This is a genomic window from Kitasatospora sp. NPDC087315 (genome assembly GCF_044744345.1).
Classification (GTDB): Bacteria; Actinomycetota; Actinomycetes; order Streptomycetales; family Streptomycetaceae; genus Kitasatospora.
In genome coordinates this window covers 80,788-106,503 of record NZ_JBIUYD010000018.1, presented here as the reverse complement: position 1 = coordinate 106,503, position 25,716 = coordinate 80,788, and the positions used below count along the sequence as shown (strand labels likewise).

Annotated in this window: 26 protein-coding genes; 12 read left to right on the top strand and 14 right to left on the bottom strand. The window is 73.2% G+C overall.

Annotated features, from left to right (window positions below):
* Positions 1-94 precede the first annotated feature (94 nt).
* Positions 95-751 (top strand): HemK2/MTQ2 family protein methyltransferase, encoded by a 657-nt coding sequence (locus ACIO5D_RS24995; RefSeq protein WP_363608365.1) that lies wholly within the window; start codon positions 95-97, stop codon positions 749-751.
* Positions 735-971, top strand: a complete 237-nt coding sequence (locus tag ACIO5D_RS24990; protein ID WP_400650845.1) for a CDGSH iron-sulfur domain-containing protein — start codon at positions 735-737, stop codon at positions 969-971. Before ACIO5D_RS24995 ends, ACIO5D_RS24990 begins: the two co-directional genes overlap by 17 nt.
* On the opposite strand, the gene ACIO5D_RS24985 is transcribed toward ACIO5D_RS24990, so the two are convergent.
* The 3 genes from ACIO5D_RS24985 to ACIO5D_RS24975 all read right to left on the bottom strand — a co-directional run bounded on the left by ACIO5D_RS24985 (position 945) and on the right by ACIO5D_RS24975 (position 3,256).
* On the bottom strand, positions 945-1,940 hold the full coding sequence (locus ACIO5D_RS24985) for an iron-containing redox enzyme family protein (RefSeq protein ID WP_400797910.1): 996 nt from the start codon (positions 1,938-1,940) through the stop codon (positions 945-947). The two genes, ACIO5D_RS24990 and ACIO5D_RS24985, sit on opposite strands and share 27 nt — an antisense overlap.
* On the bottom strand, positions 1,937-2,245 hold the full coding sequence (locus ACIO5D_RS24980) for a hypothetical protein (RefSeq protein WP_400797907.1): 309 nt from the start codon (positions 2,243-2,245) through the stop codon (positions 1,937-1,939). Before ACIO5D_RS24980 ends, ACIO5D_RS24985 begins: the two co-directional genes overlap by 4 nt.
* A gap of 93 nt (positions 2,246-2,338) precedes the next feature.
* Positions 2,339-3,256, bottom strand: coding sequence for a SigB/SigF/SigG family RNA polymerase sigma factor (locus ACIO5D_RS24975; protein ID WP_400650850.1), 918 nt, complete (start codon positions 3,254-3,256; stop codon positions 2,339-2,341).
* A 272-nt stretch (positions 3,257-3,528) separates the two neighbouring features.
* Here ACIO5D_RS24975 and ACIO5D_RS24970 point away from each other — a divergent pair, with 272 nt between their 5' ends.
* Positions 3,529-3,852 carry a plasmid stabilization protein gene (locus ACIO5D_RS24970; RefSeq protein ID WP_400650853.1) on the top strand — a complete coding sequence of 108 codons (324 nt, stop codon included), beginning with the start codon at positions 3,529-3,531 and terminating at the stop codon, positions 3,850-3,852.
* 312 nt (positions 3,853-4,164) lie between these two features.
* Here ACIO5D_RS24970 and ACIO5D_RS24965 read toward each other — a convergent pair whose 3' ends face one another.
* Both ACIO5D_RS24965 and ACIO5D_RS24960 read right to left on the bottom strand, forming a co-directional pair.
* Positions 4,165-4,629: an ATP-binding protein gene (locus ACIO5D_RS24965; RefSeq protein ID WP_363608356.1), complete on the bottom strand. Its 465-nt coding sequence runs from the start codon at positions 4,627-4,629 to the stop codon at positions 4,165-4,167.
* Between the two features lie 10 nt (positions 4,630-4,639).
* The gene (locus tag ACIO5D_RS24960; RefSeq protein ID WP_400650855.1) at positions 4,640-4,780 is read right to left on the bottom strand and encodes a hypothetical protein; all 141 of its coding nucleotides are present in this window, start codon (positions 4,778-4,780) and stop codon (positions 4,640-4,642) included.
* 363 nt (positions 4,781-5,143) lie between these two features.
* Here ACIO5D_RS24960 and ACIO5D_RS24955 point away from each other — a divergent pair, with 363 nt between their 5' ends.
* From ACIO5D_RS24955 to ACIO5D_RS24945, 3 genes are all read left to right on the top strand, one after another.
* Positions 5,144-6,196, top strand: coding sequence for an AI-2E family transporter (locus ACIO5D_RS24955; protein WP_363608353.1), 1,053 nt, complete (start codon positions 5,144-5,146; stop codon positions 6,194-6,196).
* Positions 6,197-6,400: 204 nt separating this feature from the next.
* Entirely contained in the window at positions 6,401-6,955 is a 555-nt protein-coding gene (locus ACIO5D_RS24950; protein WP_363608351.1) for a hypothetical protein, read from the top strand.
* 83 nt (positions 6,956-7,038) lie between these two features.
* Positions 7,039-7,626 (top strand): hypothetical protein, encoded by a 588-nt coding sequence (locus ACIO5D_RS24945; RefSeq protein ID WP_400797904.1) that lies wholly within the window; start codon positions 7,039-7,041, stop codon positions 7,624-7,626.
* A gap of 224 nt (positions 7,627-7,850) precedes the next feature.
* Here the strand turns inward: ACIO5D_RS24945 and ACIO5D_RS24940 are convergent, their stop codons facing one another.
* The 4 genes from ACIO5D_RS24940 to ACIO5D_RS24925 form a co-directional block, all read right to left on the bottom strand.
* Positions 7,851-8,024, bottom strand: a complete 174-nt coding sequence (locus ACIO5D_RS24940; protein ID WP_363608347.1) for a CsbD family protein — start codon at positions 8,022-8,024, stop codon at positions 7,851-7,853.
* Positions 8,025-8,336: 312 nt separating this feature from the next.
* The gene (locus ACIO5D_RS24935; RefSeq protein WP_400650861.1) at positions 8,337-8,810 is read right to left on the bottom strand and encodes an SRPBCC family protein; all 474 of its coding nucleotides are present in this window, start codon (positions 8,808-8,810) and stop codon (positions 8,337-8,339) included.
* A gap of 64 nt (positions 8,811-8,874) precedes the next feature.
* Positions 8,875-10,512 (bottom strand): phytoene desaturase family protein, encoded by a 1,638-nt coding sequence (locus ACIO5D_RS24930; protein WP_400797901.1) that lies wholly within the window; start codon positions 10,510-10,512, stop codon positions 8,875-8,877.
* A gap of 123 nt (positions 10,513-10,635) precedes the next feature.
* Positions 10,636-10,902, bottom strand: coding sequence for a hypothetical protein (locus ACIO5D_RS24925; protein ID WP_363608341.1), 267 nt, complete (start codon positions 10,900-10,902; stop codon positions 10,636-10,638).
* Between the two features lie 222 nt (positions 10,903-11,124).
* Between ACIO5D_RS24925 and ACIO5D_RS24920 the strand changes: the two genes are divergently transcribed.
* The 5 genes from ACIO5D_RS24920 to ACIO5D_RS24900 all read left to right on the top strand — a co-directional run bounded on the left by ACIO5D_RS24920 (position 11,125) and on the right by ACIO5D_RS24900 (position 20,365).
* Positions 11,125-15,138 (top strand): AAA domain-containing protein, encoded by a 4,014-nt coding sequence (locus tag ACIO5D_RS24920; protein WP_400797897.1) that lies wholly within the window; start codon positions 11,125-11,127, stop codon positions 15,136-15,138.
* Positions 15,139-15,213: 75 nt separating this feature from the next.
* On the top strand, positions 15,214-15,687 hold the full coding sequence (locus ACIO5D_RS24915) for a GNAT family N-acetyltransferase (protein ID WP_363608337.1): 474 nt from the start codon (positions 15,214-15,216) through the stop codon (positions 15,685-15,687).
* Between the two features lie 32 nt (positions 15,688-15,719).
* Positions 15,720-16,451: a PIG-L deacetylase family protein gene (locus tag ACIO5D_RS24910; RefSeq protein ID WP_400650882.1), complete on the top strand. Its 732-nt coding sequence runs from the start codon at positions 15,720-15,722 to the stop codon at positions 16,449-16,451.
* Positions 16,452-16,656: 205 nt separating this feature from the next.
* On the top strand, positions 16,657-19,446 hold the full coding sequence (locus ACIO5D_RS24905) for an SdrD B-like domain-containing protein (RefSeq protein ID WP_400797894.1): 2,790 nt from the start codon (positions 16,657-16,659) through the stop codon (positions 19,444-19,446).
* Positions 19,447-19,570: 124 nt separating this feature from the next.
* Positions 19,571-20,365 (top strand): hypothetical protein, encoded by a 795-nt coding sequence (locus ACIO5D_RS24900; RefSeq protein ID WP_400650887.1) that lies wholly within the window; start codon positions 19,571-19,573, stop codon positions 20,363-20,365.
* Between the two features lie 148 nt (positions 20,366-20,513).
* Here the strand turns inward: ACIO5D_RS24900 and ACIO5D_RS24895 are convergent, their stop codons facing one another.
* A complete protein-coding gene (locus ACIO5D_RS24895; protein WP_363612517.1) occupies positions 20,514-21,860 on the bottom strand; it encodes a right-handed parallel beta-helix repeat-containing protein in 1,347 nt (448 codons plus the stop codon).
* Positions 21,861-21,930: 70 nt separating this feature from the next.
* On the opposite strand from ACIO5D_RS24895, the gene ACIO5D_RS24890 reads away from it, so the two are divergent.
* Positions 21,931-23,145, top strand: a complete 1,215-nt coding sequence (locus tag ACIO5D_RS24890; RefSeq protein WP_400650891.1) for a Dyp-type peroxidase — start codon at positions 21,931-21,933, stop codon at positions 23,143-23,145.
* Between the two features lie 71 nt (positions 23,146-23,216).
* Here ACIO5D_RS24890 and ACIO5D_RS24885 read toward each other — a convergent pair whose 3' ends face one another.
* From ACIO5D_RS24885 to ACIO5D_RS24870, 4 genes are read right to left on the bottom strand one after another with little or no spacing between them, the layout of a single operon-like run.
* On the bottom strand, positions 23,217-23,405 hold the full coding sequence (locus ACIO5D_RS24885) for a hypothetical protein (protein WP_363612521.1): 189 nt from the start codon (positions 23,403-23,405) through the stop codon (positions 23,217-23,219).
* A 33-nt stretch (positions 23,406-23,438) separates the two neighbouring features.
* Entirely contained in the window at positions 23,439-24,176 is a 738-nt protein-coding gene (locus ACIO5D_RS24880) for an SRPBCC domain-containing protein (protein ID WP_400650894.1), read from the bottom strand.
* 32 nt (positions 24,177-24,208) lie between these two features.
* Positions 24,209-25,489, bottom strand: a complete 1,281-nt coding sequence (locus tag ACIO5D_RS24875) for a cytochrome P450 (protein ID WP_400650897.1) — start codon at positions 25,487-25,489, stop codon at positions 24,209-24,211.
* 10 nt (positions 25,490-25,499) lie between these two features.
* Positions 25,500-25,715: an MbtH family protein gene (locus ACIO5D_RS24870; protein ID WP_400650899.1), complete on the bottom strand. Its 216-nt coding sequence runs from the start codon at positions 25,713-25,715 to the stop codon at positions 25,500-25,502.
* Position 25,716: the final 1 nt, after the last annotated feature.

Sequence of the window (25,716 nt, the reverse complement as noted above, 5' to 3'; positions counted from 1 at the left end):
CGCGCCGGCAGGCCGCGGACCGTCGCGGCAGCCACGGCACGGCGCAGGTCGGCGTCCGAGGTGTAGGCGCCGCCGACCTGGGCAGCCGCCCGGCATGCTGTTGATCAGACCACCGGGCGTCTACCCGCCCCAGGGCGACACCGAGCTCCTGCTCTCCTGCCTGCGCCAGGAGTCGCTGGACGCCGCCAGCCGGGTGCTGGACCTCGGCACCGGGACCGGTGTGGTGGCCCTCGCCGCCGCCGGGTCCGGCGCGCGGGTCACCGCCGTGGACCTCTCCGCCCGGGCGGTGGCGACCGCCTGGCTGAACGCGAGGCTGAACCGCCGCAGGGTGCGCCTGCTCCGGGGCGACCTGGCGGCCCCGGTCGCCGGACAGCGCTTCGACCTGATCACCGCCAACCCGCCGTACGTCCCCACCTGCGAAGACGTGGCGCGGCCCCGCCCCAGGCGCACGCTGGCCTGGGACGCCGGGGCGGACGGGCGGCTGCTGCTGGACCGGATCTGCCGGGAGGCGCCGCAACTGCTGGCCAGGGGCGGGGTGTTACTGCTGGTGCAGTCCTCGCTGGCCGATGTCCCGGCGACACTGGCCACGCTGCGGTCGGCCGGGCTACGGGTGGCGGTGGCGACCCGTCGCAGGCAGCCTTTCGGGCCGGTGATGACGGCGCGCGCCGGACTGTTCGAGCGGCGGGGGCTGATCCGGCCCGGCGAGCGCGAGGAGGAACTGGTGGTGGTGCGCGGTGTCCGGGAGCGCTGACCGGGCCGCGACCCGGGTGACCGTCGTGCCGGGCGGGCCGCTGCTGGTCGAGGGCCCGGTGGAGGTTGTCCTGCCGGACGGGACGGTCCACGTCTCCGACCGCCCGGTGGTGGCACTGTGCGCCTGCCGGCGCAGCCGTCGCTATCCGTTCTGCGACACCAGCCACCGGCGCCGCGCCCGGCCGGGGCGGGCTTCAGCCCCGGCCGTCGGGCAGGAATGAGCGAAGCGAGCTGCGGCCGGCCCGCCACTGGCCGAGCAGGTGGTCCGCGAACCGGCCGTCGACGACTTCGGCGGCCGCGATACCGAACGCGATATCGTCCTCCAACCCGGGCTCGGCGCTGATCAGTTCATCGATCACCCCACGCCGGACCAGTTGCTCGTGGACGGCGTCCGCCTCGACGTGCTCGCGGTAGAACAGCGTGCCGTCCGGCCCTGCGCCGAGGCGTTCCAGGGCTGCGGCCAGGCGGGCGGAGCCGGGCGAGGAGGTGATCTCGACAGTGGCGAAGTGTCCGACGGCGGCGCCGCGCAGCACGCGGTGCAGGCCGAACAGCGTCATCAGGTTGACCACCGCGAGCGCGGGCGCGGGGACGAGGCCGAGGTAGTGCCCGTACTCCGCGTCGAGGCCGAAGTCGGCCATCATCCGGGCGAACAGCAGTGAGTGGGCCCGGTCGGGCCGACCTGCGCCGTACTCGTCGTACGCCACCGCCATCAGCACCGCCTGGGCGGGGCCGTGGATCCGCGGCAGCATCCACAGCTGCGGGTCGGCCTCTTTCAGGTGGTAGACCGAGCGGTGCACCAGATACTCGCGCGCGTGCCACCGCGCACCCTCGGCGAGCAGGAAGTGCGACGGCCCGGTCCCCTCGGCGGGCTCCGTCAGCAACCGTTCCAGGGCCTGGCGCAGCGGCCGGACGGGCTCCGCCCCGGCGCGCACGGCGGCGAGGAACGGCCGTTCCAATTCTCCTCTGAAGGAGAGCAGTTCGGGCTCCCACTCCCAGCCGGGGTGGACGCCGGGCAGGCCGCGGTCGTGGAGTTCGTAGCAGAGGTGGAGGGCGAGCTGGTGGTCCTCGCCCCACGGGTCGGTGCCCGGGACGGGCGGCACGAGGAGCCGGCCCGCGCCCGGCGGGCCGGAGGTCACCAGGCTCAGCACCGCCTCGGACAGCGGGCCGCGCGGGCCCGGGAGCCGGTTCACCGCCCGCTCCGGCGGCCCTCGGCGAAGGCGCACAGTACGGCGAACCCGACGCCCAGCGCCAGGGCCCAGCAGCCGGTGATCGCCCAGAACACGGCCGCCGGGGAGGTCCGCAGCCCGCCCATCAGCAGGCCCAGCACCAGCACCGTACGGGGCCGTACGCCGCGCATCACCTCCCAGGCCCGGCTTCGCAACCCGAGGCCGAACCTGCGCAGCAGCGCGTCCGGCTCGCGGTCGCGGCGCGTCTCGGTCCCGCTTCCGAGCGGTGCCGTCTGGTCCTGCTGATCCTGCTGATCCTGCTGATCCATCGTGCCCGCCTCCTCGCGGTCGCCGTTCTCGCCGCCGAGCGGCCCCCGGTCGCGCCCGGACCGACCCGGCCGGTCCACGGCGACGGCTCCGCCTCAGTCCTCCTGGCCGGGCCGGTCGGTCCAGCCGGGGGCCTCGCGGTCCTCCAGTTGCTCGCGCAGGCGGACCAGGGTGGCGGTGAGCAGCCGGGAGACGTGCATCTGGGAGACGCCGATCCGCTCGGCGATCTCGGACTGCGTCCAGCCGTCCCAGAAGCGGAGCTTGAGCACGGTCTGATCGCGGCGCGGCAGTCGGGCGAGCAGCGGGCGCACGGCGATGCGGAACTCGGCGAGCTCGATGCCCGGATCGCAGTCACCGAGCCGGTCCAGCAGGGCGCTGCCGGTTTCGTCGGCATCCTGGTCACGCAACGCGTCCAGCGAGTCGGGGTGGTAGACCCGGCCGGCGACCAGGCCCTCGATGACCTGGGCCTCCGTCAGGTCGAGGCCCTCGGCGATCTCGTCGGGGTGCGGGAGGCGGCCGAGATCCTGCTCCAGCAGGTCGGAGCCGCGGGCGACGGTCAGGTACAGCTCCTGCATGCTGCGCGGGACCCGGACCGGCCAGGAGGTGTCGCGGAAGAACCGCTTGATCGCGCCCGCGATGGTGGGGATGGCGTAGGTGACGAACTCGACGCCGCGCTGCGGGTCGTAGCCGTCGACGGCCTTGATCAGACCGATCGTACCGACCTGGAGGATGTCGTCCATGTCCTCGGCGCGGTACCGGAAGCGGGCGGCGATGAAACGCACCAGCGGCATGTTGAGTTCGATGATCGTGCCGCGCACGTAGCTGTACGCGCGCGTCTCGCGGCCGAGTCCGGCCAGGCGCTCGAACAGCGCGTCGCTGAGTTCGCGTGCCTCGGACTTGTCCATCGCACGCAGTTGCGCGTCGGTCGGACGCGGTGGCAGGTCGGGCGGGAGACCGGACGGCGGGGCGGCCGTCCGGTCGGTGGAGTGACCGGTTTCCAGTGTGGTGAACACGGTGGTTTTCTCCTGGGCATCGGGGCGAACGCCGCGAGCGGCTCGCGCTCAAGCGCGGCGGGCTGCTTTCCGGAGGACCTGTGCCCGTCTTCAAGCGACGGTCCCGGTGGCACCCGGCGGGGGTGCTGACGCGGCCGGCTGTGCGTCTGGGCCGCGTCATGGGTTTTTCTACCCGACACACGACATCCAATTCATGTTTTGGGTGGTTTGTTGCTTTTTCTCCGGGTATACGCGCTCGGGCAACAACCTCGGCCGAGAGAGGAGCGACCGCCATGCCGCGAGGATCCAGCCCCAAGCGGGAGCGCCAGTACGAGCACATCAAGGAGAGCGCGCTCGACCGGGGCGAGAGCGAGAAGCGGGCGAAGGAGATCGCCGCCCGGACGGTGAACAAGGAACGCGCCCGGCACGGCGAGTCGAAGACCGCGAGCCGCAGTTCCCTCCAGGACATGTCCTCCAGCCGCCGCGGTGGGCAGCGCTCGCACAAGGGGGCCCAGGGCCCGACCTACGAGCAGTTGTACAACGAGGCCAAGCACCGCGACATCAAGGGCCGTTCGAAGATGAACAAGCGCGAGCTGGCGCACGCGCTGGGCCGTTGAGGAGGCCGTCGTGAAGACCGTCCCGGCCGTGATGACCATCCCGCCTCCCCCGGGCCCGGACACCGAGCCGATCCCCCGCCCCGACCCTGCGCCGAAGCCGGGCAAGGACCCCGACCCGGTTCCGCCGCCGATCCCGCCCTTCCCGAATCCCGGCCCCTTCCCGGGCCCCGACCCGGCACCGCCGCCCAGGCCACACCCCGGGCGGACCTGACCGCGCAGACCTGACCGCGCCGGCCTCCGGGGGCAGACCTGGCTGTACCGAGGGGGCAGACCTGGTAGTGCCGAGCCCGAGGGTCAGCGGGTCTCAGCGGGTCAGCGCCGACGGGCGCCGTGGTCCATCGGGGACGGAACCTCCAGCCACACCAGCTTCCCCTCGCCCTCGGGCAGACAGCCCCAGTCGCGCGCCAACCGGTCCACCACCCGCAGACCGTAGCCACCAGGACGACCGGGGTCGGCGAACGGGCGCAGCCGCGGCGGGACCGGGCTGGCGTCCGAAACCTCCACCCGCAGCCGCTCGCCGTCCCAGCTCAGCCGCAGTTCCCGAGGGCCGCCGGGCGCGTACAGGCACGCGTTGGTGACCAGCTCCGAGACCATCAGCAGGACGTCCCCCGCCACCGCCAGCTGCCCGGCGTCCGAGGTGGGCAGCCAATGCCAGGACACCAGGGACCGGCGGCTGAAGTCCCGGGAACGCTGCACCGCGCCTTCGCCGCCGTCCAGCACGAGCCGCCTGGTCCGGTCGGAGCCCTTTGGCGCGGGGCCTTCGCCTGGGCGCTTCATGCCGGGCTCCTCACTCCACGTCGTCGGAGGTGCCCGGCGGCGGGTCTGCGGCCGTCGTGCGCCGGGCGGCGCGCCGGGTCGCGCGGACGACCGGGGCCGGGGAGATCGCCGTCCCGGGCAGGGCCGGACTCACCACCTGCTCCTCGTCCACGCCCCGCGTTTGCCCGGCTCCGCGGCGGCTACACGGGCGCGGGCGCAGGAGAGACCGTCCTGCCCCCGCACCGCCCCCACTCCGGACTGCCCGGCGACCACGTGGCGTGACCGGCCGTGGGCCTCGTGGTCCTGCTGGCCGCGGTCGCCACGCCGCCGTGGCCGCGACCGTTTCCGGCCCACCCGCCGGGGTAGCCGCACGGGACCGGACGAAACCCGGCCGACGTCAGGGAGGCCGCCCGTGCGAGTGAACGGCGTCAGACCGGCCCGGCGACCCCGCCCGCCCGGCAGCCGCCGGACCAGGGTGAACCCGCCCCGGGTCCGCCCCCCGGCGTCCCGGGACCGCGTGCCCTCCGGGGACCGCGTGCCCTCCGGGCTGCGGACCGCCGCCGGGTACACCTGGCGGCTGGTCCTGCTGGGCGTGGCCGCCTATCTGGCCGTCTCCGTCCTCACCCAGCTCGAACTTCCGGTCATCGCCGTGTTCCTGGCGCTGGTCATCACCTCCGTCCTGCGGCCGCTCGTCGACCTGCTGGCGCGGACGCTGCCCCGCCCGCTCGCCGTCCTGCTGGCCGTCGTCTGCGCCCTCGTGGTCGTGGCCGGCGTTCTCACCCTGGTGGGGACGACCGTCGCCGGTGACTGGAGCCGACTGGGCACCGAACTGCGCGGCGGCCTCGGCCGGATCGACCACTGGCTCACCGGTGCCCCCTTCCACCTGCGGCCCGGCACCGTCACCGGCCTGCGGGCCAAGATCGGCGAGTTCGTCGCCGCCCACCGCTCCGCGCTGCTCAGCACCGCGCTCAGCGGCGCGAGCCGGGCCGTCGAACTGCTCACCGGGCTGGCGCTCGCGGTGTTCTGCTCGGTGTTCTTCCTCCACTCCGGCGACCGGATGTGGTGCTGGGCGCAGCACCAGCTCCCCGCCCGGGCGCGTCCGGTGTGGGGCCGGGCGGGGCGCGCCGCGTGGCACACCTTCGCCGGTTACACCCGAGGGGTGCTGATCGTGGCGGCGACCAACGCGATGCTGGTCGGTATCGCCCTGGCCGTGCTGCGGGTGCCGCTCGTACTGCCGCTGACGGTGCTGGAGTTCGTCGCGGCGCTCGTCCCGCTGATCGGCTCCCCCATCGCGCTGGCCGTCGCCGCGCTGGTCGCCCTGGCCGCCCGTGGTCCGCTGGTCGCGCTGCTGGTGCTCGGGCTGATCGTGGTCATCGGCCAGATCGAGGGCCATCTGCTGCACCCGCTGGTCATGAGCTGGTCGGTCCGGATCCACCCGGTCGCGGTGGCCCTGTCCGTGACCGGCGGCGCCGTCCTGGCCGGCCTCCTGGGCGCGGTGGTGGCGGTGCCGGTGGTGTCGGTGGCCTGGGCGGTGATCGGCGAGCTCCGGGACCACGGGCCGCCGACCCGACCGGCGCCCTCGGGCTGATGGCGCTCCACGAAGTCGAGCGATTCGAGCGAACCGCTGCCGGGCGCCGGCCCCACGACGGCCGGAGACGTACGCCCTCAGCGGGGGCCGGTCTTCGGAGGCCGCCAGGTGGCGAAAGTTCGGCCTGGTTTGTCCGCGTTTCGGATCAGCAGTCAAGGGAAGGCGCGGTCTTGGGGGTTCAGTGGGCTACAAGCGGAGGACCCAATGTCAACAGGAACCCTCATCATCATCGGTGTCGTCGTGGTCCTGCTGATCGTGTGCGCGCTGGTGGCGTGGTTCGTCACACGCCGCCGCCACTTGCGGGAGCGGTTCGGGCCGGAGTACGACCGGACCGCGGAGGCGAAGGACGGCCGTCTGGCGGCCGACCGCGAGCTGCGCGAACGCGAGGCACGCCACGACGCGCTGAACATCAAGCCGCTGCCACCAGGCGTCCGGGAGCGGTACGCCGAGGACTGGGCCCGGGTGCAGGAACGGTTCGTCGATCGGCCCGACGACGCGGTGCACGAGGCGGACCGGCTCGTCACCACGCTCATGAGCGAACGCGGATACCCGACCGAGGGGTACGAACAGCAGCTCAAGGACCTCTCCGTCGAACACGGGAACGTGCTGACGCACTTCCGGTCCGCCCACGAGGTCAACGACCGCAGCAGCCGCCACCAGGCGACCACGGAAGAGCTGCGGGGCGCGATGGTGCACTACCGCACCCTGTTCGAGGAACTGCTCCACAACGGCGACCGGCCGCGGGACAGCCGTACGTGAGCCCTGGACCGGCGAGTTGAGCCGGCAGGGCGCACCCGTCGGCGGCCGCAGCCGACCGTAACTGCCGAAACGGAAGTGAAGAGATGCGCAGCCAAGAGACACCCGAGCCGGGCGAGGGCGGCCTGTCCACGCAGGACCTGGCCGGCGCCCGACAGGACACCGACGAACAGAGCGGTACTTCCTGGGCGGATTCGCCACCGGCGTTCCCCGGGGAAGCCACCGCCACCGAGCGGGAGGGCCGCGGGCAGGAGTCCACGGCCGAAGACCGGGCCGAAGACCGGGAGAAAGCCGAAGACCGGGAGAAAGAAGACCGGGAGAAAGCCGAAGACCGGGAGAAAGAAGACCGGGAGAAAGGTGACGCCCAGGCATCCGAGCCCGCCGAAGACCAGGAAGCCGCCGACGAGAGCGAACCCCTGTTGGGGGCGGAGCAGGAGGAGTTCCGCTCACGGTGGCAGAAGATCCAGAGCGATTTCGTCGACGACCCGCGCAACGCCGTACACGCGGCCGACACACTGGTCGCCGAAGCGATGCAGGCACTCGCCACCACCTTCGCCGCACACAAGCAGGACCTCGAAGGCCAATGGCACCGCGGCGACGAGGTGCCGACCGAAGAACTGCGCATCGCGCTCCGGCGCTACCGCTCGTTCTTCAACCGCCTGCTCAGCACCTGAGCAACGCGGCAGAAGACACACGCCCCCGTGGCCCCTGGAGAAGACCAGATCGTCGTTGGCCGGGGTCGCGGGGTCGTGCCGGTCGTAACGCAGGTGACGACCTGTCAGTGCGGCCATCGGATCGGCGGCGGACATGCTGGACGTGGGGCGGCGCGCCAGGGTGTCCGATACGCCGGGCCGCGGCCGCGCGGGAATACAGGCCGAGCGCCGCCGCGGCCGGACGGTCAGTGCTTGAAGGCGTCCTTGATCTTGGCGCCTGCCTGTTTGATGTTGCCCTTGATCTGGTCGCCGCGGCCCTCTGCCTCGAGCTTGCGGTCACCGGTCGCGCGACCGGCGGTCTTCTTCGCGCCGCCCTTGACCGCTTCGGCCTTGTGGGCGGCCTTCTTCCCGATAGCCATGGCTGGTTGCCTTTCGTGAGTTATGGCCCCGATCGCGGGCCCGCCACTCCTTCCACGATAACGCCGGGGGTCTCCTGGGTCGCCCTGATGCACGGGTACGTCGAGCCTGAAGGTCGACTTCCCGGCGTGAAGAACGATCAGGGTGGGCAACAAGCGGCCGGGCGCCCCGAACTACCTTTTGGCTGCCAAGACTTGTCCGGCCGACCAGGCGACTGCTTCACGCCGTGCCGTTGTCGCGGAGAAGGCCTGTCAGCGAACGGCGCTGTGTCGTCATCGGCACCGCCCCGTCATCGGTGACAGAGGCGATCGCGCTCACCAATGGTGCGGGGCGGAGCCCGAGGCCGTGTCCTGATGCTGTTCCCCGACCGCTACCCGGGCCAGGTTGCCGAGCAACCGGCGGTTGCGCAGGTGGAGCAGCAGTTCGCTGGCCGGTCCCTGGAGCCGCGCGCCGGCACCGGTCAGGGGGTGCTCGTCCAGGAGGACCAGGGTGTTGTCTCCCCAGGGGATGAGGGTGAGGGCGATGCGGGCGGCGCCGAACGGGTGGGCCTTCGCCTCGAGTTCCAGGCGGGTGCCGGGCTCGCAGATCCTCACCACGGTCATGTCGTGGATGTTGAACGGTCCGAGGCCGGCCTGGTAGCGCAGGACGGCACCGACAGCGGGCCAGCGCGGGTCGACGTGGCCGATGTGCTGGGTGCCGACGACCCACTGGGCGTAGCTGTGGCCGTCCGCCAGGACGGCCCACACCTGCTGCGGTGGGCACTCGATGAATTGCTGGCGCCGTGCCATGCGGTTCCTCCTCCGTGTTCCCCGCCACGCGGTCTGCTGCCCGGCGGGGCCGGTGCGGTGATCGTCAGATGTGTTTCTCGCGTGGGCCCGACAGCAGCCGTTGGGCGGCGGCCAGGCCGGGTGAGAGAATGCGGCCGGCCAGAAGCCGGTGCGAGCGCAGGGCCGCGCGGGCGGCGTTGGCTCCGCAGGCGCCGTGGACGCCGCCGCCCGGGTGCGCGGAGGAGGAAGCCAGGTAGAGCCCGGTGACGGGTGTCTCGGGCCGGCCGGTGCCCGGCACGGGGCGGAAGACGAGTTGCTGGTGCAGGGCGGTGGTGCCGCCGTTGATGGCACCGCCGACCAGGCTGGGATTGAGGGACTGCAGGATCGGCGGGGTGAGGATGCGCCGGGCGACGATCCTGTCCTTGAAGCCCGGCGCGAAGCGTTCCACCTGGTCCTCGACGCGCTCCGCCATGGCGTGTGCCTCGCGGGTGTCCCAGCGTCCGGTGATGGCGTCGGGGCCCAGATCGTCCTTGATCTTCTGCGGGACGTGGGTGTAGGCCCAGGCCGATTCGGTTCCGGCCGGGGAGCGGGCGGGGTCGGCGGTGGTCATCTGCCCCAGGAGGGCGAACGGGCGGCGCGGGAGCCGCCCGGTGGTCAGCTGCAGGGCGTAGTCGCTGAGCTCGTCCAGGTCGGCGCCCAGGTGCACGGTTCCCGCGTCCGCCGCCGCTGGTGCGGCCCAGGGGATCGCGCCGTCCAGAGCCCAGTCGACCTTGAGGGTGGAGAAATCCCACTGGAAGCGGCGCAGGTCCTCCGCCGTCCGGGGCGGCAGGTGCTCCCACCCCACGAGTGAACCGTAGAGGGCGGGGGCGGGCACGTCCGCGAGGACCGCGCGATGGGCCCGGTACGCCCGGCCGTCGACGGTACGCACTCCCAGCGCGCGGCCGCCGCGCACGATCACCTCCACGACCGGGGCCCCGCAGTGCACCCTGCCGCCCAGGGACTCCAGGCGGCGCACCAGCGCGCCCGTCAGGGCGGAGGCGCCGCCCACCGGGACGGGCCAGCCGACCTGCTGTCCGAGCATCGCCATCAGCCAGCCGAAGGCCGCGCTGCCGACGCCCTCGGGCAGCATGTCGGCGTGCAGCGCGCACCCGGCGAGCAGCAGACCGGCACCCGGTTGGGTGAACTCCTCCTGCGCCAGGCGGCGCACCGGCAGGGTCAGGAAGCGCAACGCCCGCAGACCGCCCGCCGCCCGTATCCGGGCCGCCGTCGCCGCACCGGCCTTGACCGGCGGAAAAGGAGTGAAGAGCGTGCGCAGGAGGTGGGGGTCCAGCTCGTCCCACAGCTGCGAGAGCCGCTGCCACGCCCCGGCGTCCGCCCCGCCGAACGTGCTCTCCAGGCCTGCGCAGGTCGCGGCGGCGCCCCGGTGCAGCGTGGCGCAGCGCCCGTCGGGCAGGGGGTGGGCCAGGACGGTGGGTGCGTGGCTCCAGCGCAGACCGTACTTCTCCAGGTCCAGTGCTCCGATGACGGGCGAGGCCATGGCGAGCGGATAGAAGGAGCTGAACACGTCGTGGACATAGCCGGGGTGGACGCCCCGGTCGCTACGGACCGCCCCGCCGGGCTCCGCCTGGCCTTCCAGGACGTCGACCTGCCAGCCGGCGTCCGCCAGGACGTTGGCGGCCACCAGCCCGTTGGGGCCCGCGCCGATCACGATGGCATCGGACATGAGTCTCCTCGCGCTGCCGGGCTCCCCAGGACAAGACGCTACCCGCGCCAGTGCGGCGCGGCCCGCCGGAGGATCCGGGGCAACGCCCGGTGACACACGCTGCCGATCAGGCCTCCTCCTCCATTACGGCGCCGGCGGCGTCGCGCTGCCGTACTCCTCCAGCACGTCGAGCACCTCCGGCAGTGCCAGTTCCATGGCCTCGCTGCCCGGGCCTGTGGCCCACGCGTACCGGAACCCGCCGTCGTGCCAGAAGACCACCCGCACCGTCCGCTCGAACAGCGACATCATCAGACTCTCGTCCGCCTCCCGCGTGACGTTCCACCCGAACATACGGGCCGTGGCGTCCAGGTAGAACGCGTCGTGACTCAAGGGGATGTCGCGGTCGGCCATGGTCTCGATGCTCGCCGCCCCGCCGCGGGCTCGCCACCCGACAGCGGGCGAGGGCTGATCCACCGATCGGGCGCAGTCCCGGCCCTGCCGTGTGCGCACCGCGCCCCGCCAGGCACCCGTGCAACCCACTCCGCTCACCCGTCCCTGGTCGGGTAGATTCTGCGGACAGCTGATCAGCACAGAAAGCGGCCGTGCGCCGCGCGTTCGACACGGGGGCAGTGGGTGCGGACCGCACATGGGGAGGGCCGGCGCCAGGAGGCTCTGCTGGAATGCTGGCGGGCCGTCGAGCTGTTCAGCCCGCCGACCATCCCGGCGGCGAGCCGGCGCCGCGCGGGCCGGGCCGGCACCGCGGACAAGCACGTCGTGGATCTGACGCCGACGGCGGGCCAGGCGCTGCCGCCGCTGCCGTGGGCGCCGGACCATCCGGTGACGGCCGCGGACCGGGCGCCGTACGGGAAGGTGTGGCGCCACGAGGTGTACGGCGGGGTCTTCGACCTGGAGCTGTTGCGCCAGGCGATGATCGCGGTGCTGCCCGAGGGCACCGACCCGGATCCGGGGGTGCCGCAGGAGGAGCTGGTGCTGTCCGGTCAGAGCGCGATGTTCGCGCTCGTCCTGGACGACCAGGGGCGCCCGATCGAGGACACGTCCGTGGTCTCCGCGTGCGGCTGGGCGGCGGGGCGGCTGTTCGACCCGGGCCCGTCCGTTCCCGGGTGGCTGGACGGCTTCGAGGAACTGAGCGAGGCGTTCGCCGTGGCGGTCGGCGAGCTGACCGCTGCCGCGAACCCGTACGCCACTTCCCCCCGATCGCCCGGATCCACGGTCCGGGAAGCGGTCCGGCGGCCCGATGGGACGGCGGCACCGGAACCCGTGGCCGGTACTCGCGGCTGGCAGCAGCTGCTCGCCGAAATTCTGGGCGGCGCCGCGGTGGCCGCGGTCGGCGCGCTGTTCGGCGAGATCGCCGGCGTCGCGTTGCAGGGTGCGACGGAGCCCCTGGTACGTCGCGCCGCCGACTGGGCGGCGGCCCGCCACTCCGCTCGCGGCACCGTGGAGGAGGGCCGCGCGGCCGAAGCCGACAGCGGCCCGGACGCCGCCTCCGAGGCATCGCCCACCGACCCGGCGGACGTGGCTGCGGTGCCCGGCCGCGAGGCCGATGCCGGTCCGCGCCCGGTCGCGTTCGCCGACCTGGTGGCCCTGACCGCGCAGATCGCCGACCTGTGCGGTGTCCAGGAGCACCTGCGGCCGAGGGTCGTCCGGGTGCGCAGCCTGCTGGTTCACCGCCCGCGCGATCCGAGGACCAAGGTCACCGCCGCCCAGCCGTTCCTCAACAGCCTGCTTCCGCCGGACCTCGCCCGGGTGCGCGCGGCCGCCGGCGAGGGCCTCGGCCCGGCCCTGGACGCCTACCTGACCGAGCACGGCGCCATCGACACCGGCGCGAGGACGGATGTCCGGCAGGACCGCGAGGTCGTCCTGGCCGGTGTCGCTCCGGACCTGGTGCCGGCCGGCCGGTGGCCGGCACCGGCGCGGTTCCCCCTCGCGCTGAGCCAGCAGTTCGCGGTCGACCGCATGCTGGCCGACCGGGCGGGCACCGACGGCGGGCTGTTCTCGGTCAACGGCCCGCCGGGAACGGGCAAGACGACGATGCTGCGCGATCTGGTCGCCGCACTCGTGGTCGAACGGGCCGCGGCGATGGCCGACTTCGACCGGCCCGCACAGGCGTTCACCGGCCGCCCGTGGCAGGGCAAGGACCGCCAGGGCGCTCACGCGCGCTTCGTCTCCGGGCTCGACCCGCGGCTGACCGGCTTCGAGATCGTGGTCACCTCGTCCAACAACGGCGCGGTGGAGAACATCACCGCCGAACTCCCCGGCCTCGACGCGCTCGACGAACACTGGCACGACGACCCGGACCACTTTGCCGACCTCGCCTCCGCGCTCCTCGGGGGCGCGCCCGCGTGGGGGCTCGTCGCGGCCGTACTCGGCAACAAGGCCAACCGCAGGGAGTTCGGGGAGCGCTTCTGGTGGGGGCGGCTGCCCGAGAAGGAGGCCGACGCCCGCACCGCCGCGGGGCTCCCCGCGCTGCGCGGCATGCAGGCCCTCCTGAGTGACTGGATCCCGCCCCGCACCCCGGCCCCGGCCCGCGGCCGGGCCGAGGGCTCCGCCGGCCCGAGCACCGCCCCACCGGCCGGTCCGGCCCGGCCGGTGCCGTCCTGGACGCAGGCCGTCGCCGACTTCCGCGCCGCGCAGGCCGAGGTCGAGCGCCTGCGCGAGCAACGCCGCCGACTGGCCGCCGGGTTGGAGGGCGTCGAGTCACCGCGGGCCGGACAGCGGATCGAGACACTGCGAGCCGACGTCCACCGCGCCGACGAGCGGGCGGTCGCCGCCGCGGCCCGCCTCGACACCGCCACCGCGGCGACCGCCACCGCCCAGGCCGCCACCCGGGCAGCCGAGACGGCACACCGGCTGGCCGGCGAAGGCGTTCCCCAGGCCCGCCGGCAGCTGGCCACCGCCCGCGCGGACCTGTCGGCCGCCCGCGAACTGGCCGCACACCACCGGCAGTACGTGGACGCGCTGACCGCCCGTCACGAGGCGCCCCCGACCACCGAACGGGGCGTGCGCGGCGGACTGCGCCGCCTGCTGCAGACCTCCGCCGACCGGCAGGCCGCCGAACAGCACCGCGACCGCACCCAGGCCGAGATCCTGCACCTGCTCGTCCAGCAGCGCACCGACCTGGACAGCGCCATGGCGCAGGTCGCCGCCGCCGTACGCACCGAGGCCCTGGCCGCCGACCTCCACGCCCGCAGCGGCGGCGCGGTGGCCGAGGCCGCCTCCGCCGTCGCCGCCGCCCAGGCCCGCGAGGACGCGGCCCGCGCCGAGGAGGACGCGGCCGACGACGCACTCCGGCGCGCCCGGCACGCGACGGCCACCGCCCGGCGCGACCTCGACTCCGCCGTCGCCGAACTCGACGCCCTCCACCACCAGTTGCGGGAGGCCACCAACACGCTGCCCGCCCTGCCGCTCGGCTGGCTCCACCTCGACGAGCGCGACCAGGAACTCGGCTCACCCTGGTCCGACGAGGCCTGGTCCACCGCCCGCAGCGACCTGTTCCTGCGCGCCCTGGACCTGCACCGCGCCCTCGTCGCGGGCACCGCCAAGAAGGTCCGCGGCAACCTCCAGGTCCTGATGGAGCTGATGGCCGGCACCAACGGCCCCGTCCCCGACGAGGAGGTCCAGCACGCCTGGCAGACCCTCTTCCTCCTCGTGCCGGTGGTCTCCACCACCTTCTCCTCCATCGGCAGCATGTTCGCCCGCCTCGGACAGGGCTCGGTCGGCTGGGTCCTCGTCGACGAGGCCGGCCAGGCCACCCCGCAGGCCGCCGTGGGCGCCCTGTGGCGGGCCCGCCGCGCCGTCCTGGTCGGCGACCCTCTCCAGCTCGAACCCGTCGTCACCATGCCCACCAGCCTCCAGCGCCGCCTGCTGCGCGCCTACGGAGTGGACGAGGAGTGGCTGCCCTCCGCCACCTCCGCGCAGGCCGTCGCCGACCGTGTCAACCGCTACGGCACCTACCTGCCCTCCCCCGGCGGTGACGACGAGTACGTCTGGGTCGGCTCGCCCCTGCGTGTCCACCGCCGCTGCGAAGAACCGATGTTCACCGTCAGCAACGAGGTCGCGTACGGCGGCCTCATGGTCTACGGCACCCACCCCAGGCCCTTCCCCGACACCGCCCGCGACGGCCTGCTGCCCAGCCGCTGGCTCAACACCGACGACCCCAACCGCCCACCCGACGCCCCCTGGGGCGAACGCGACCGCCGCGCCTTCACCTTCGTCCTCGACCGCCTCCACCAGCACGGCGTCGACCTCGAACGCCTGCGCATCATCGCCCCGTTCCGCGCCCTCGTCGACGAGTGCAGGAAGATCTGCCGCGAGCGCACCGGCTGGTCCCCTGATCTCCTCGACGAACGCTGCGCCACCGTCCACAAGGCCCAGGGCAAGGAGGCCGACGTGGTCATCCTCGTACTCGGCGGAGGCCGGCCCGGCGCCCGCGCGTGGGCCGCCGGCACCCCGCACCTGCTCAACGTCGCCGCCAGTCGCGCCAAGCGCCGCCTCTACGTCATCGGCGAACGAAGCCTCTGGGCCCCGCTCCCCCACTTCGACGTCCTGGCCGCCGAGGCCGAGGAGTTCGACCACCGCCGCGACCGCGACGCGTGGCCGCAGGGGGAAGCGGAGCCGGCGTGCTCCTGAGCGCCGCCGTCCTGCCCGCCGGATCCGCCTCCTCCTCACCACCGACCCCGACCCCCGTGCGAAGGAGACCAGTCGATGACCGCCACCACCGCCCGTCCGGCCCGGCCCGAGGACGCCGACGAACTGCTGCGCCTGCGCGTCGCCGTCCTGGACGGCGCCCAGCCCACCGACGAGTGGCGCTCGACCTTCCGTGACGACATGCGCGCCCGCCTCGGCAGCGACCCGAACCTGCTCGCCTACGTCGTCCCCACCGACGGCGGGCTCGCGGCGTGCGCCATCGGCATCATCTACCGCGGCTACCTCGGCCCGGCCTTTCCCACCGGCCGCTGGGGCCGGATCCACACGGTGGCCACGGACCCCGCGCACCGGCGGCGCGGCCACGCCCGCGCCGTCACCACCGCCCTGGTCGAGGCGCTCCAGGACGCCGGCTGCGGCTCGATCGAGCTGCGCGCCACCGAGGCCGGCGCCCCGCTCTACCGCGACCTCGGCTTCGGGCCCGTGGACGGCTACATGACGCTGCGTCCCGGCCCTGACGGGTGGGTGCGCTGACCGTTCCCGGCACACCGATGATGGAGATTCGCATGCCGCCACTGCCCTCGCTGCTCGCCGTGGTCGGGCACCCGGACGACGAGTCGCTCCTCGTCGGCGGGGTGCTCGCCCAGCACGCCGCTTCCGGAGCACGGACAGCGGTCGTCACCGTCACCTGGGCGCCGGGCACCCACCGCGCCGCCGAACTCGCCGAGGCCCTCCGGATCCTGGGCGCGGGCGAGCCGCGGATGCTCGGCTACGCCGACCACCGTGCCCCGGACTCCGCCCCCGGGCGGCCGCGGCTGTGCGAGGCACCTCTCGATCGCGTGGTGGAGGACATCGTGCGCCACATCCGCGAGGTGAGGCCCGAGATCGTGCTCACCCACGACGCCTACGGGCAGCTGACAGGCCATCCGGACCACCGGCAGACCCACCGCGCCACCCTGCTGGCCGCGGCCGCCGCAGGGCTCGAACACCTCTACCCGGGTGCCGGGGCGCCCTGGCGGCCCGGCACCGTGCACATGGCCACCCATCCCCACTCGGCGGTCGCGGACCTCGGCCCCCTGCTGACGCGGGTCGGCAAGTCCGTGCTCAGCGTCCCGGACGCCCTGGCCGACGTGACACGCGACGTCCGCCCCTGGCTGGGGCAGAAGTGGGCCGCGATCACGGCACACCGGAGCCAGGTCGACGGCGAGCGTCCTCTTCCCGGCGTCCTGTCCCGCCTGCCCGACGACGTCCGGCACCGAATCCTCGCGACCGAGCACTTCATCCGCCTGTCGACCTGACCGAGGGATCCCCGGCCCGGGCGGCTCGCTCGCGGAAGGCCGGGGCCGGGCACCGAAGCGAATTGACCTGACGTCAAAATTGCCATTCTGTCACATGCTTGCTTACACCCTCTTTAAACTTCCGTTAAGAAGGCGGATCACCGCCGCTCTATGGACTCCTTCACGAGGTCGGGGCACCAGCCCCTTCTCCACGATGAGAGCAGGAATGACACCTAGAAGTGAACAGACGAACGGCGCCGCGCACGGACCGGGCCGGCGGTGGTCGGGTCTGCCCGGCCGCCGCACCATAGCCCGCTCCGCGGCCCTCGCCGTGGGAATCGCCAGTTGCTCACTGGCGGTGGCACCGGCGGCGTATCCGCAGGCGGACGACGGATCGGTGACGGTCCGGGTGGTGCGGGCCGTGGACGCGTCCGGCGTGTGGAGCCCGGCCCTGGAACCGGGCATCGGCGGCGTCACGGTGACACTCACCAACGACGACGGCGTCGGGATCACCGGGGTGACGGCCGCCGACGGCACGCTCACCCTGGCACCCGGTACGGCCCGGACGGCCAGCGGCAAGTACCGGGTCCAGGTCGTGAACCCGAAGCCGGGCGTGCTGTTCCCGGCGTTCGCGTCGCGGCAGGGCCTGGACGGCGCGCCGAACCAGCTGAGCAGCAACGAGGAGTTCGTCGACCTCGGCGGCGGCAAGCACGTGGCGTACACCACGGGGCTGTGGAGCCCCGGCGACTACTGCCAGAAGAACGCGCCGCTGGTCACGGCGTGCCAGCCCGCGAGCAATGAACCGCAGTCCCAGCGAACGCTGGTGACGTTCCCGTACAACGCGCGCGGACTCAACACGGACACGACCGACCTGGCCACGAACGCCGAGACCGGCACCCTCTACGGAATCGGGTGGAGCAAGCCCGGGAAGCGGCTGTTCAGCTCGGCGCTGGCCAAGCGGGACACGACGTACGGCCCCGGCGGCGCCGGCGCGATCTACGTCACCGACATGACGAACAAGACCACGTCGCTGTTCACCACCGTCCCGGACTCCGGAGCGTCGGCGCACGGCGCCGGCACCGCCGACGACGCCTTCCTCTCCGCGACGGGCAAGGAGAGCCTGGGCGACCTGGAGATCTCCGAGGACGGCCGCGACCTCTTCGTCGTCAACCTCAACAACCGCAAGCTGTACCACTACAACGCCACCCTGCCGACCGCGGCGGCTCCCGAGTCCGTCCACGCCATCCCGGACCCGGGCTGTCCCGCGCCGGGAGACTGGCGTCCGTTCGGCCTGGGCCTGCAGGACGGCGTCGGCTACGTCGGCGGTGTCTGTTCGGGCGAGTCGACCGGGAAGGTCTCGGACCTGCGCGCGGTGGTCCTGCCGTTCGACCCGGCGACGGGGACCTTCGGCAAGGCGGTGCTGGAGCAGCCCCTGGACTACCCGCGCCTGTCCACGCTCGGTGGGGCCGGTCCCTGCGCCGGGTCGGGCTGGTTCCCCTGGACGGACACGTACCCCACCCAGCAGAACGGCCAGGCGTGCGGCGGGTCCATGTCCAACCCCGAGCCGGAGCTGGCCGATATCGCCTTCGAGACCGACGGCTCCATGCTGCTGGCGTTCCGCGACCGGTTCGCCGACCAGTCGACGGCGTATGCGCGGCCCGGGGACACCTCGACCTACCGGGTGATCGTGGCCGGCGGCGACCTGAACAAGGCGTGCCTGGCCGGCGGCGTGTACGTGATGGACACGAACACCGGCTGCGGGCTGACGCCGCGCGGCACCAGGTTCTTCAACGTGTCCAGCATGGGGGGTATCCACGCGAACTCGGCCTACGCCGGCCTGGCGCTGTCGAAGGTGGAGGACTACATCGCGACCTCCGGCGTGGACCCCAATGACACGGCCTACGGCGCCGGCACGATGTTCACCAAGCGCGACGGAACGCGGGAGCACGGTTCCGGCCTGCGCCTGAACCCGGGCAACGCCGCCTTCGGGAAGGGCGCCTCGATGGGCGACCTGGAGGTGCTCTGCGACCAGGCACCGTTGCAGATCGGCAACCGGGTCTGGTACGACCCCGAGCGCAAGGGCGTCCAGAGCCCGGGCCAGCGCCCGGTCCCCGGTGCCACCGTCAACCTCTACGACGAGTCGGGGAAACTCGTCGGCACGACGAAGACAACACCGCGCGGTGAGTACTACTTCGACGACTCGGACGTGCCCGGCGGTCTGAAGCCGAAGACGAAGTACACCATCCGGCTCGACAACCCGGCCGACTATGCCAAGGACGGCCCGCTGTACCAGTGGGTGCCCACCGACGCGGACGTCGGCGACAACCACTTCGTCGACTCCAAGGGCATCGTCCCGGCCGGCGGGAAGTTCCCGGAACGGGCGCTGACCACCGGCGGACCGGGCGAGAACGACCACACCTTCGACTTCGGGTTCCGTCAGCAGGAGGGCGCGCTGCGCCTGGTCAAGAACGACCAGGACGGCAAACCGCTGGCGGGGGCGAAGTTCCAGCTGTGGAAGGAGACGAACGGCACCGACGGCTTGCAGACCACCGGGGCGAAGCCCGACACGCCGGTCGGTGAGCCCTGCACGACCGGGCCCGACGGCATCTGTCAGGGCACCGGCGTACCGGGGACGTACTACTGGCAGGAGGTCAGCCCGCCCGAGGGCTACGCCGCTCCGGACGTTACGGTGCTCGGCCCGCTGGTGCTGAACGCCGGGAACCTCGACGCCGGACTCTCCACGACCGCGGTCAACCGGCTGCTGGCCACCCCCACACCCACCCCGTCGGCAACGCCGACACCCACACCGGCGCCACCGACGCCGGACACGCCCAGCGCACCGGCCGCGCCGAACCCGCCGAACGTGCCTGCCGCACCGGGCGCCGTGCCCGGCTCGCCCCTGGCGAGCACCGGCACGGGCCAGCTCATGCCGATGGCCCTGGCCGCCGCGATGTTGACGGCTCTCGGCGGGGCGCTGCTCGTGCTGGTCCGCAGGCGCAGGGCCCAGCACAGGTAGCATCCGGGCTCGGTGGCCGGCGCCCGGTGCGCCGGCTGCCGGCAGGAGTGGATCGGGCGGGTTCGCGGACCGGTGGTCCGCGAACCCGCCCTCGTGTTTGACCGACGTGAGAGAAGGCATCTGCATGGCCCGGAAGAAGACCAGCGGCCGTACGCCGCGTCGGACCTTCTGGTTCAGGACGCTGACAGCGGTCACGGTGTGCGCGGCCACGGCGGGTGGCCTGGCCGTCTACCAGAACGGCTCCGGGCCCACCACGAGCAGGGCGGTGACGTCCGACGAGGCGGCCCGCATCGCACTGTCGCGCCTGACCCTGTACCAGGCCAGTCCGGTCGCGGTGACCCTCACCGCCGCCGAGGGCGGCGGCGTGGTGATCCGGGTCGACGGGGTCGTGGACTACCGCAACCACCGGGCCGTGGGCAGCTACCAGGCGACCGGGGCCACCGGGCAGCTCGACCACGGTCTGATCGTGTGGGACAGCCGCGGTCTGGGGCTGGCACCGGAGCCGGAGGGCGCCGGCGGCCCGCCGTGGCAGCGGGCCGAGCACGTTCCCCGCCCGGGCTGGTCACCGCGCGCCTACACGACGGATCCCCTGGACGCCGGGCTCCAGTTGCTGATCCAGCTCGGCGCGGACCGGCCCGACAATCCGCTGCTGCTCGCGCAGTCCGGGCCGCGATGGCTGGGAACCGACCGGATCGACGGCCGGAACTACGACAGGTTCTCCGGACCGCGCTCCCGCGACGCCACGCACGGGGCGGGGCCGGACGGCGAGTTGTCGCCGCTGACGTACTGGATCGACGGCGACGGCGGTCTGCGGCGGGTGACGATGCGGATGCCGGGCCTGGGCACCCCGACGACCGTGGAGATCACCGGGCGTGACGACGGCGCGCGGCTGCCCGAGGCACCGTGGGCCGCGGGCTGACGCGACCACCCCGAAAGAGGCACCGCGATCGGTACCGAAAGCGGCACCGGCGGGGCTCCCCGGCGGCCGAGCGGGCCTTCCGGCAGCTCGACTCGCCTTCCGGGGAGCCCCGTCGGCCGTGTCCCGGGCCTGAGCGCGCCGACCGGGCTCAGCTCGGCCGCGGCATGACGGTGGCGTCGGTCGGCAGGGGGTAGCGGTCCGGGTCGACCGGGCCGGGGAGGTCCGTCGCCGGGCGGCCGGGTTCCGCCGGGTCCGGCATCGACGGCTGGGCGGGCGGGACGGGCACGGAGTTGAAGGGCGTACCGGGCGGCGGCTGGACGGGCACGGACCGGCCGGCCGGGACGGCCTGCCGCGGTGTGACACCGCAACCGGCAAGGCCCTCCAGGCCGTTCGGGCTCTGGGTCGCGGGCGAGTTGCCGCTGAAGCAGTTGCCGGGGTCGGCCGCGGCCATCACCAGGTCGGCGCCGTTGGCCGTGACGCTGTTGCCTTCGATGCGGTTGCCGACGGCCGGGTGCCCCGGGAGGTCGGTGACGACGACCCCGGCCGCGCGGTTGCCCCGGACGAGGTTGCGCGCGATGTGGTTCTCCGTGCCGCCACCGATCCCGATGCCGATGCCGAAGCCCCCGTCGGCCTGCTCGGGCGAGTCCGCGGCGTTGTTGTCGGTGATCACGTTGCCGGCGATCACCGCGCCGTGCTGCGGGGCGAGTGCCTCCAGGTCGTTGGAGTTCACCGTCACCCCGACGCGGTTGCCGACGACGCGGTTGCCGAGCACCGTCAAGCCGTCCGAGGCGTTGGTGATCTCGATGCCGACCGCGTTGCGCTCCACCGTGTTGCCGCGCACCAGCGTGTCGCAGGGCTTGCACTGGCCGACGTAGATGCCGGAGTCGGCCCCTCCGGAGGCGTAGGAGTCCTCGATGACACCACTGCGCGCGTCGAAGGCGTAGATGCCGTAGAGCCCGTTGTTGTACGCCGTCACCCTGGAGGCCCGGAACCCCTGCACCGGCGGGAACCGGACGGTGTCCAGCGGGTCGTAGGCCGACCCGCCGGCGCCGCGGTACTGCAGCTTCTCGTCGGTGACGCCGGTGAACAGCACGCCGTTGGCGAGGTAGCCGTGGACGGTGAGGTTCTCCACCACCGAGCCGGCACCGGAGACGGTGATGCCGTTGGTGAGCCGCTGCCCTCCGTCGAAGACCACCGCGTTCCGGTCCGATCCGCGCACCACCACCCGCGGGACGGTGACCCGCACGCTCTCCCGGTACACGCCGGGGTGAACCAGCACCGTGTCCCCCTCACGAGCGATGTCCACCGCCTGCTGCACCGTGCGGAAGTCCTCCGGTACGCGAAGGACGTTCCCGGCCGGGTGCTGATCGGCGGACGGCTTCGAATCGGCCGACGAGCAACCCGTGGCCGCCGCCGCGACCGCGACGACCAGCGCCGTCAGGTACCGCGGCAGGTACCGCGGCGCCGGTGCCCGGGACACGGCAGGCCCGGGCACCGAACGATTCAACAGACCATGAGGAGGCAGGATTTGCATGACAGGTGTTCTATCGTCTCCAATATCGCCCATGCACACCGAACCGGGAAATGCGCAGGAGCCGGCACGAATCGCCGCAACCGGTTTGGACCGCCGGAGCCTCCTCACTGCCGGAGCGGTGCTGGCCGCCGGGATCGGCACGGCGGCGGAGGGGGTGGTGAGCAGCGTCCGGGCATCGCGCCGTGGCGCCGCTTCCAGCGCCGCCCCGCCACCCCCGGCGGCGATTTCCTTCCACGGCGCCCGGCAGGCCGGCCTGACTGCGCCTCAGTTACCCGTCACACAGCTGTTCTCCCTGGACCTCCCGCCGACCTCCGCCACCGCGGACCGGGAGACCCTGCGCACCGTCCTGGAGGCGCTGACCCGCACGCTCTCCACCGCTGCCGCCGGTACGCTGCCCGACCTGCGGCTGCGGACCGACGACCCGGCCCGGCTCACCTCCCTGGTCGGCGTCGGCCCCGTGCTCGCCTCCCGGCTCGGCCTGAACGTCCCGGGCGAGCTGACCGACCTGCCGCCGTACCCCGGCGACCGCCTCGACCCGGCACGCGGCAACGGCGACGTGCTGGTCCAGCTGTGCGCCGCCGACCGCTGGACGCTGACCGTCGTCGCCGAGCTGGCCACCACCGCCGCGAGGGCCGCCGGCGCCGTCCCGCGCTGGACCCAGTCCGGTTTCCTGCCTCCCACGCCCCCGGGCACCACCGCGCGAAACCTGTTCGGGTTCAAGGACGGCACCGCCAACCCCGACGACGAGGCCGCCCGGCAATGGGTCTGGGGCCCGCCAGGAGCCCACGAGAACGGGACCATCCTGGTCTACCGCAGGATCCGCATGGATGTCGCCGGCTTCGCGGCACTCCCCGAGGACCGGCAGAACATGACGATCGGCCGCCGCTCCGGCGACGGCGTCCCGCTCACCGGCACCGCCGAGCACGACGAGCCGGACATCTACGCCAAACACCCGGACGGCTCCTACGTCATCCCCGCGACCTCCCACATCCGTCTCAGCAGCCCCCGCCTCGACAGGGGCGCCCGGATGCTCCGTCGCGGCTACAGCTACGACGACGGCCTGGACGACCGCGGCCTGCTGTTCTGCGCCTTCATGCGCGACCCCGCCCTCTTCACCCGCGTCCAGGAGCGCCTGGCCGCCCGCGACGCGCTGTCCCCCTTCGTCGAACACCAGGCGTCGGCCGTGGCCTACGTGCTGCCCGGGGCCGCGCCGGGCGGGACCCTCGGCGAACAGCTCTGGGCGTGAGCGAGGCCGGTGCCGTCCGTCCGGGAGTCGTTCCGGACGGACGGCACCGGCCTCGTCGGGTGTGAGGTGTGCTACCGGCGGCCGCGCGCCGGTGCGGAGTTGAGCTTGGAGCTGAGCGCCGACAGGAAGATCGGGAGCTTGTCCACCGCGGTCTTGGGGACGGGGGTGACCTGGACCGTGTCCCGCACCACGTCCTGCACGACGAGCTTGTACGTGCCGCCCTCCTCGACGAGTTCGGCGGCGTAGAGCAGTGTTTCCACCAGTGGTCCTCCGGTTGTCTGTGGTGCGAGGGGTCAGGAGCCGTTGAGCCAGGCGTTCCACGCCTTGGTGGCCTGCTGCTCGTCCGCTCCCTCGGCGAACAGGTGGTGGCCCAGCCAGATCGGCCAGTTCCAGGAGCTGCCGTTGTAGAACCGGTACAGCGCGTCCGGGCCGCGCAGCCCGATGAAGTCGGGGCTCAGGTAGTCCACGACCACCTCCTCCGGGCCGTCGTCCGCGCCCGGGAGGTCGAGTGAGAGCCGGTCGCCGACGGCCGCGTCGTCGGGGAGGCCGAGGCGCCGGCGCAGCGTGGCGAAGTCGGCGGGGTCGCCCGTCGGTCCGGGCCGGCCGGCCTTGACGTAGACGGCGGCGCGGTCGGCGAAGTGCGTCAGGTACTGGGCGAGGCTGTGCTGGTAGAAGTCGACGTGCTTCTCGGCCGCGTCCGCCCTGGTGTCCCAGCCGTCGTCGACGACACCCTCGTGCACCCAGTGGATCCCCATCCGCAGATGGCTCGACCCGCCGTCGGCCGGCTCGATGTGGTAGCTGAGCGTGTTCGAGAAGCCGCCGTCCCTGGTCGCCCGGACGGCGAAGTGGTGCGGCGGTTCCCACGCCACGACGGTGCCCCCGCCGCGGGAGACCGTCCCGCCGACGTGCGGCTCGACCTCCATGGGGTACAGCCAGCTGAGGTTGCCGGCACCGGTGGCGATCGCCTGCCAGACCTTGTCCGGTGCGACGGGCAGGTCCTGCTCCCGACGCACCTGGAACTCTCGGGCCATGGTCGGTTCTCCTTTGCGGTCGATGGGGTTGTTCAGTAGGTGAGCGGCAGGGCGCACAGCCGCCGCTGGAGCGGGTTGGGCCGCCATTCGAGGGCCGCCTCGTCCGCGAGCCCGAGGCGCGGGAGCCTGCGGACCAGCGTCCCGACGGCCAGCTCGGTCTGGAGCCTGGCGAGCGGTCCGCCGAGGCAGAAGTGCGGGCCCGTGCCGAAGGTCAGGTGCCGGTTGCGGGTGCGCGCCAGGTCGAGCCGGTCGGGGTCCTCGAAGCGGTCCGGGTCGCGGTTGGTCGCGCCGAGGAACAGGTACACCAGCTCGCCCTCGCGCAGCACCTGCCCGCCGATCTCGACGTCCTCCGCGACGACCCGGACGATCGCCTGGGTCGGCGTGTCGTAGCGGGCCAGCTCCTCGACGGCGGTGCGGATCAGCGCCGGGTCCTCACGCAGCCGGGCCAGTTGGTCGGGGTGGCGCAGCAGGGCGAGGGTGCCGTTGCCGATCAGGTTGGCGGTGGTCTCGTCTCCGGCGGTGACGAGGACGAAGCAGGTGGACAGCAGTTCGGAGTCGGTGAGCCGGTCGTCCGTGGCCTGTGTCGTGACCAGGGCGCTGATCAGGTCGTCGCCCGGTTCGCTCCGGCGCTGCCGGATGAGCCCGGACAGGTACTCCTCGTACTGGTCGACGGCGGCCTCGGCCTGCTCGATGTCCGCGGTGAGGTTGCCGAGCCGTCGGAACCAGGTCTTCACCCGGGGGCGGTCCTCGGGCGGGATGCCGAACAGCTCGCAGGCGACGGCCAGGGGCAGCGGGGAGGCGACCGCCTCGATGAAGTCCATGGCCGGCCCCTGTGCCACGGCCCGGTCGATCAGGTCGTCGACGACCGTCTGGATGCCGTCCCGCAGGGCCTCGACCCGCCGGGCGGTGAACGCCCGGTTCACCAGCTTGCGGAGCCGGGCGTGGTCCGGTGGATCGGTGTTGGTCATCACCCGGCCGAGCCGGTCGGTGAGCCGGCTCAGGGCCTTCAGGTTTCCGCCCAGACCGCCGAGGGCCCTGGTCATCCGGTCCCGGTCGTTCGACAGGCGCAGGTCGCCCAGGGCGGCGTCGACGTCGGCGTACCTGGTGAGGTACCAGATGCCCTGGTCGCTGCGGTGGACCGGGCTCTCGCGCCGCATCCGGGCGTAGAACGGATACGGGTCCCGGCGGGCCTCGGGCGTGTACAGCGCCGCGGCGAGGTCTCCGGACAGCCCGGCCGGGCCCGTGGTGGCACGGGCCCCGGCCGGGGTGTCGGCTCCGAGCGGGTCGGCTCCGAGCGTGTCGGTGGAGGTCACGTCGGCCGCGCTACCGCTGGGCGTCCATGGCGTCGGCAAGGCTCCTGGGCCGCATGTCGGTCCAGGACTGCTCGACGTACTCCAGACAGGCGGCGTGGGTGTCGGGGCCGTGGACGACGGTCCAGCCCTCGGGGACGTCCGCGAACTGCGGCCACAGCGAGTGCTGGTTCTCCTGGTTGACGAGCACGAGGAAGGTGCCGTCCTGGTCGTCGAACGGGTTGGTCATG